This window comes from Lentzea sp. (assembly GCF_035525475.1).
Taxonomy (GTDB): domain Bacteria; phylum Actinomycetota; class Actinomycetes; order Mycobacteriales; family Pseudonocardiaceae; genus Lentzea.
The window spans coordinates 1-6,948 of sequence record NZ_DATLEC010000233.1; the positions used below are offsets into that span (position 1 = coordinate 1).

Consider the following 6,948-nt stretch of genomic DNA (forward strand, 5'->3'; position numbering starts at 1 on the left):
CCGGGGTCTCCCGCGTGCGCATGGTCAGCCAGGTCAGCACCACGCCGGCCAGGAAGGCTCCCGCGCACAGCAGGAACATCTGGAAGAAGAACCCGAACACCGAACAGCTCCTAGTCCGAAGTGAAGTCCTCGTCGACGCGCAGGCCCGGTGCCGCCTGGCGCAGGGCGTCGCTCAGCGAGCCCGCGCGCACCGGGTCCGCGACGCGTGCCGACGCGGTCAGGCGTCCCTGGTGGACGACGCCGGTGAAGTCCGTGACGCCCTGGTCGAGCACGGCGCCCAGCAGCGCGGCGGCCGCGTCCGGCGACACGGGCAGGCGTTCGCCCGCGTCGGGGGTGATCATGTCCGTGATGCGGTGGGCGGCGGTCAGCGCGCGCACGGCGTCCACGACCTCCTGGCGTTCCACGGCGGACACGGCGGTGCCGGCCAGCACGATCTCCGACGCGCGCACGGCGAGGACCAGGTGGCCCGGCGCGATGTCCTCGGCGGGGCGCGACGCGACGCCCAGCGAGGCGAGCAACGCGGGTACGACGAAGGCGCCGAGCAAGACGCGTTGCGGTAACTGCACGAGCTTGGACTATCCCATCCGGACGGACGCGTGCCACCGCCTGGAGCAGAAGTCGCAGGACACCGGACCTGATTTCACTCGTTCGTGGTCACCACCACGGGCTCGCCCGACGCCACCAGGCACCAGTCCGACCCGGCGAAGTCGGCCGGGTCCAGCACGCCCGCCGCCTTCACCCACTCGATCAGGAGCTGGCGGATCTCCTGCTGCTGGTTGTGCAGCACGGGCGCGGAGGCGATGTGCGGGAAGTCGCCGCCGCCTGCCTGCCGGTAGTTGTTCACGGCCACGGCGAACTCGGCGGTGTCCGCCACCGGCTCGCCGTCGTAGCGCAGCCCGGCGATCCGCGAGCCGACCGGCTCGGCGATGTCGATCGAGTACGTCAACGGCGCGGACAGCCCGTAGGCGATGTCGAAGTTGTAGTCCGGCACGTCGGCGGACACCTCGGCGGCGGTGAACGGGCCGGGGCCGGACACCTGCGCGAAGTAGCGCGCCGACTCCTCCAGGAAGTCCCGCAGCTGCGCGCCGGTCAGGCGCACGCCCACCAGCGTGTTGTCGTAGATGTAGAGCCCGGCGACGTCCCGGATGGACACCTCGCCGCCCGGGATCGCCGCCGCCCGGTTGAAGGGCGCGCACAGCGACAGCACCGGCAACGACGTGGACTGCGCGATCTCCAGCGCCTGCACGTGGTTGATGAACCGCAGCGCTGGCGTGTCCTCGAAGCGCGACCGGGAGGCGGACATCGGCGCCGCACAGGTGCCGATGTGCGCGTTGACGTACGAGACGACCTTCGCGTGGTCGTGCGACAGCAGCCGCACGATCCGCGGGTCCTCCTCGACGGAGGCCGTGGACAGCACGGAGGACCGCGACCCCTCCAGCTCCCAGCGGGAGGTGTACCGCAGGTCGAACTCCATCACCGACAACCGCTTGCCGTAGAACAGCGGCTCGGTCAGCAGCACGGGCCGCCCCGTCACCTTGTTCACCACGAACCGCTCGGGGATCTCCACGTGCGCGTGCCCGACCAGGATCGCGTCGATCCCCGGCACCGTCTCGGCCAGCAGTTCGGCGCAGTTCTCCGGGAACGGCACCTGGTCCCCCAGCGACGACGAGAGGTCGGCGCCGGAGTGCGCCACCACGACCACCAGGTCGGACTCGCGCCGGATCTCCGGAACCCAGTGCAGCGCCTGCTCGACGAGCCCGGGGAACGTCATCACGCCCTCGACGTGGGCGCGGTCCCAGACGGCGATCCCGGGGTTCGTCAGTCCCAGGATCCCCACGCGCACCGGCGGTCCGCCGGGCCGCCACACCGTCTTCACCACGTACGGCTGGAAGGCGGGCAGCCCGGTCGCCACGTCCAGCGCGTTGGCGGCCAGCAACGGGAACTCCAGCTGCCGTTCGAACGTGCGCAGCACCGGCAGCCCGTAGTTGAACTCGTGGTTTCCCAGCGCCGCGGCGGTGTAGCCGATCGCGTTCATCGCCGCGGCCATGGGATGCACGTGTGCGCGCGTGATCGGTTCCACGCGCGCGTAGTAGTACGCGAGCGGTGTGCCCTGGATGGTGTCGCCGGCGTCGAGCAGCAACGTCCGTTGGCCGACCTCCGCGCGCACCTGCGACACCAGCGTGGAGATCTTCGCGAGCCCGACGTCGTTGTGCGCGAAGTCGTCGAACTCGCGGTCCCGGTAGTAGTCCCAGTTGAAGAGGTTGCCGTGCAGGTCGGTCGTGCCCATCACCGTCAGCGTGAACGTGCGCAGACCGCTCACCTCCGGTTGTGGTCGGACATACAACCCGACCATAACCACTCACACTTGACCGGCGTCGCCGTTACCTCGTCGGAGGGGTCTGCTGACCCTGCTGCCCCCTTTGGCCCTGCTGGCCGCGCTGACCAGGTTCGACGACGTTCGACGCGACCGACTTGCCGTCCTCTGTGGTGGCGATCACGGTCACCGTGTCGCCTTTCTCGACACCTTCGGCCACGGTGTCCGCGTCGATCACGTACGTCTTCGTGTAGCCGTCGGTGGACTTCACCTCGATCGACGAGTCGCTGATCGCGGTGACCTCGCCGCTCTGGAACTCGCCGTGCGTCTCCGTGCCGAACCCGAGACCGCCGCGCATGCCGCCGTTCATGCCGTCCGGCGGCGCTCCGCCCATGCCACCGGGTCCCATGCCTCCCGCACCGCTCTGCTGGTTCGTGCCACTGGCCGCGTAGATCGCGACACCACCTGCGGCCGCGATGCCGACGGCGATGGCCACGGCGGCCACCGTCTTCCTCGCGGTCCACGCCGGGCGTGCCGCGGGGTCGGGTGAAGCCTGGGGTGCGCCCCACTCCGGGGGCTGTTGCTCGGTCATGGGAGCCACCGTGGCGGCTCCGCCTGTGCCGGACCTGTGCCTGGCCCAGGCACGAGCTGTGGGACCCGCTCACAGCTGGTACACAGAATCGGCACTCAGGATGGGAGCCATGCGCGCGATGAAATCCGAACTCCGCAGGCCGGACGGGCAGCCGGTGCGGGTGCTCGTGGTCGACGACGAGTCCACTCTGGCCGAGCTGATGACGATGGCGCTGCGCATGGAGAAGTGGGACGTCCGCACCGCTCTCGACGGCCAGACCGCCGTGAGGACCGCGCGCGAGTTCCGCCCGGACGTCGTGGTGCTCGACGTGATGCTGCCCGACTTCGACGGGTTCGAGGTGCTGCGCAGGATGCGTGCCGAGTCGCCGGTCCTGCCGGTGCTGTTCCTCACGGCGAAGGACGCGGTGGAGGACCGCATCGCCGGGCTCACCGCCGGGGGCGACGACTACGTCACCAAGCCGTTCTCGTTGGAGGAGGTGGTGCTGCGGCTGCGCGCACTGCTGCGGCGCACCGGTGTGACCGACGCGGACGCGGGCACCAGGCTGGTCGTCGGCGACCTGTCGCTCAACGAGGAGACGCGCGAGGTCGACCGCGCCGGCACGTCGATCGACCTGACGGCGACGGAGTTCGAGCTGCTGCGCTACCTGATGCGCAACCCGAAGCGCGTGCTGAGCAAGGCGCAGATCCTGGACCGCGTGTGGAGCTACGACTTCGGCGGCCAGGCCAACATCGTCGAGCTCTACATCTCCTACCTGCGCAAGAAGATCGACGCCGGGCGCACACCGATGATCCACACGATGCGGGGCGCGGGATATGTCCTCAAGCCTGCGCCCTAGGACGCTGCGAGCCCAGCTCGTCTCCGGCCAGATCGTCCTGCTCACCGCGCTGTGCCTGGTGATCGGCGGGATCTCGGTGCTCGCGCTGCACGCGTTCCTCATGAGCAACCTCGACCGCGAGGTCACGAGCCTGCGACCGGGACCGGCCGGTCAGCAGTACGGTCCCCCCGGCATCAACGCGCGGATCGCGCCCGACGGCAGCATCCACGGCTTCGTCGAGCTGCCCGGCTGGCCGTCCCCGCGCCCGCTCACCGACGACGAGGTCGCGGTGCTGGCGGCCGCGCCGTCGAGCCTGCACACCGTCGACCTCGGTGAGGCGGGCGAGTTCCGCGTGGTCACCGACCGGATGGGCATCAAGGGCCTGTCGTTGCGGCCCGTCACGGACATCGTGTGGCAGATGGTGTGGATCCTCGCGGGGCTCATCGTCGCGGGAGCGGCGGCCGTGGCACTGGCGGGCAGGGTGGTCGTGCGACGCGCGCTCGTGCCGCTCGACCGCGTCGCCGAGACCGCGGCCCGCGTCGCCGAGCTGCCGCTGCACGAGGGCGAGGTCGCGCTCGCGGAACGCGTGCCGGAGGAGGACACCGACCCGGCGACGGAGGTCGGCAAGGTCGGCCTCGCGCTCAACAAGATGCTCGGCCACGTCGACGAGGCCCTGAAGGCGAGGCACGACAGCGAGACGAGGGTCCGCCAGTTCGTCGCCGACGCCTCGCACGAGCTGCGCACGCCGCTCGCCGCGATCAGGGGGTACGCCGAGCTGACCAGGCGCACGGGTCAGGACCTGCCGCCCGAGGTCACCCACGCGATGGGCCGGGTGGAGTCCGAGGCGGTGCGGATGACGTCGCTGGTCGAGGACCTGCTGCTGCTGGCCAGGCTCGACGCGGGCAGACCGTTGGAGAGCGAGTACGTCGACCTCTCCCGGCTGGTGCTCGACGTCGTCGGCGACGCCCGCATCGCGGGTCCCGACCACCACTGGAAGCTCGCGCTGCCCGAGGACCCCGTGGTGGTTCCCGGTGACGTGCAACGGCTCCACCAGGTCATCGGCAACCTGCTGTCCAACGCCCGCGCGCACACCCCGCCGGGCACCACCGTGACCACCGGCCTGTCCGTCCACAACGGACGCGCCGACCTGACCGTCTCCGACGACGGTCCGGGCATTCCCCGGGGATTGCAGGTCTTCGAGCGGTTCGCGCGCGGCGACTCCTCGCGGTCGCGGGCCGCGGGCAGCACCGGTCTGGGACTCTCGATCGTCGCCGCCGTCGTCGGCGCGCACGACGGCGAGGTGTCCGTGGCGAGCGCCCCCGGCCACACCGAGTTCACCGTGTCCCTGCGCACAGCTCGTTCACAGCCGGGACACACGACCGGCCCAGGCTAGGCCGCGACTCTCGTCCGCATGAGACGAGAACGCCTGGCGCTCGCGGCCCTGCTGATCGCGACCGGCGCGCTGTACCTGTGGCGGCCGGGGGACTCGGGCTGGGCCAACGCCTACTACTCCGCCGCCGCCCAGGCCGGTGCGACGAGCTGGAAGGCGTGGTTCTTCGGCTCCTCGGACGCCTCCAACGCGATCACCGTCGACAAGACGCCCGCCTCGCTGTGGGTGATGGGGCTGTCCGCGCGGCTGTTCGGCGTGAACGCGTGGAGCATCCTGGTGCCGCAGGCGTTGATGGGCGTGGGCAGCGTGTGGCTGTTGTACGCGACGGTCCGCCGCTGGTTCTCCCCCGCCGCCGCGCTGATCTCGGGCGCGGTGCTGGCGCTGACGCCGGTCGCGGTCCTGATGTTCCGCTTCAACAACCCGGACGCGCTGCTGGTCCTGCTCCTCACAGCGGGCGCGTACTGCGTGACCCGCGCGGTCGAGAACGCGAGCCCGCACTGGCTCGCGCTCGCCGGTGCCGCGGCCGGGTTCGGCTTCCTCACCAAGATGCTGCAGGCGTTCCTGGTGCTGCCCGCGTTCGGGCTGGTCTACCTGGTCGCCGCGCCTGCCACGGCCGGCAGGAAGGTCCTGCACCTGGCGGGCGCGTTCGGCGCGATGGTCGTCGCGGGCGGCTGGTGGATCGCCGCCGTCGAACTGACGCCGGACCGGCCGTTCATCGGCGGGTCGCAGACGAACAGCGTGCTCGAGCTGACACTGGGCTACAACGGCTTCGGCCGCCTCACCGGGGACGAGGTCGGCAGCGTCGGCGGCGGCCGCGGCTGGGGATCGCCGGGCTGGGCCCGCCTGCTGGGCGCGGAGATGGGCAGTCAGATCGCGTGGCTGCTGCCGGCCGCGCTGGTGCTGCTGGTCGCGGGGCTGTGGCTGACGAACGGCCGCGCCCGCACGGCACTCGGCCTGTGGGGCGGCTGGCTCGTCGTCACCGCCGGGGTCTTCAGCTTCATGAACGGGATCATCCACTCCTACTACACCGTGGCACTGGCGCCCGCGATCGCCGCGGTCGTCGGCATCGCCGCCACCGAGCTGTGGGAGCGGCGTCACGAACCCGTCGCGGCAGCGGTGCTCTCGGGTTCCGTCGCTTTGAGCGCCCTGCAGTGCTACGTGCTGATCAACGGGTTCTCGACACCCGTCGCGCTGCTCGTGCTGATGGCGGGCCTGATCGCGGCGGTCGGCCTGGTGCTGTCGATGCGCTGGGCCATCCCGGTCGCGCTGGTCGCCGCGCTGCTCGGCCCGACCACCTACTCGTTCGCCACCGTCATCACCCCGCACACCGGCGCGTTGCCCGTCGCGGGCCCGTCGACCGGGCGGATGGGCATGGGTGGCGGTGGTCTGCTCGACACGACGCTCCCGGACGCCGAGGTGGTGACCTTGTTGCAGGAGAACGCGGGCAGCTACCGGTGGGCCGCCGCGACGGTCGGCTCCAACAACGCCGCGGGCCTCCAGCTCGCGAGCGGGCAGCCGGTGATGGCGCTCGGCGGCTTCAACGGCACCGATCCCGCGCCGACCCTGGAGCAGTTCCAGGAGATGGTCCGAAATGGACAGATCCACTACTTCGTCGACAGCACCATGATGCGCGGCAACAGCGGTAGCGACGCCGCACACCAGATCGCCGAGTGGGTCGGCGAGAACTACCTCGCGACGACCGTCGCTGGCACGACCGTCTACGACCTCGGAAAGGCCCCGGCATGACCGCCACCCTCACCCCCGCGACCGTCGCCACCCCGACGCCCCGGACCGGCCGGAGGTGCACCCCAGACCTGGCGCACCGCCTCGCGTTCTTC

The 6,948-nt window shown here is 71.1% G+C and carries 6 protein-coding genes; 3 read left to right on the forward strand and 3 right to left on the reverse strand.

Features of this window, described 5'->3' with window-relative positions:
- Nucleotides 1–110: 110 nt before the first annotated feature.
- The 3 genes from VM306_RS35210 to VM306_RS35220 all read right to left on the reverse strand — a co-directional run bounded on the left by VM306_RS35210 (nucleotide 111) and on the right by VM306_RS35220 (nucleotide 2,906).
- Nucleotides 111–566 carry a hypothetical protein gene (locus VM306_RS35210; RefSeq protein ID WP_325522695.1) on the reverse strand — a complete coding sequence of 152 codons (456 nt, stop codon included), beginning with the start codon at nucleotides 564–566 and terminating at the stop codon, nucleotides 111–113.
- Nucleotides 567–640: 74 nt separating this feature from the next.
- Entirely contained in the window at nucleotides 641–2,320 is a 1,680-nt protein-coding gene (locus VM306_RS35215) for a bifunctional metallophosphatase/5'-nucleotidase (RefSeq protein WP_325522697.1), read from the reverse strand.
- A 61-nt stretch (nucleotides 2,321–2,381) separates the two neighbouring features.
- A complete protein-coding gene (locus VM306_RS35220) occupies nucleotides 2,382–2,906 on the reverse strand; it encodes a hypothetical protein (RefSeq protein WP_325522700.1) in 525 nt (174 codons plus the stop codon).
- Nucleotides 2,907–3,015: 109 nt separating this feature from the next.
- Here VM306_RS35220 and VM306_RS35225 point away from each other — a divergent pair, with 109 nt between their 5' ends.
- From VM306_RS35225 to VM306_RS35235, 3 genes are read left to right on the forward strand one after another with little or no spacing between them, the layout of a single operon-like run.
- Complete coding sequence (locus VM306_RS35225) at nucleotides 3,016–3,741, forward strand: response regulator transcription factor (protein WP_325522702.1); 726 nt, start codon at nucleotides 3,016–3,018, stop codon at nucleotides 3,739–3,741.
- Nucleotides 3,719–5,113, forward strand: a complete 1,395-nt coding sequence (locus VM306_RS35230) for a HAMP domain-containing sensor histidine kinase (RefSeq protein WP_325522704.1) — start codon at nucleotides 3,719–3,721, stop codon at nucleotides 5,111–5,113. The genes VM306_RS35225 and VM306_RS35230 overlap by 23 nt, the downstream gene beginning before the upstream one ends.
- Nucleotides 5,114–5,131: 18 nt before the next feature.
- Complete coding sequence (locus tag VM306_RS35235) at nucleotides 5,132–6,856, forward strand: ArnT family glycosyltransferase (RefSeq protein WP_325522706.1); 1,725 nt, start codon at nucleotides 5,132–5,134, stop codon at nucleotides 6,854–6,856.
- The last annotated feature ends 92 nt before the right edge of the window (nucleotides 6,857–6,948 follow it).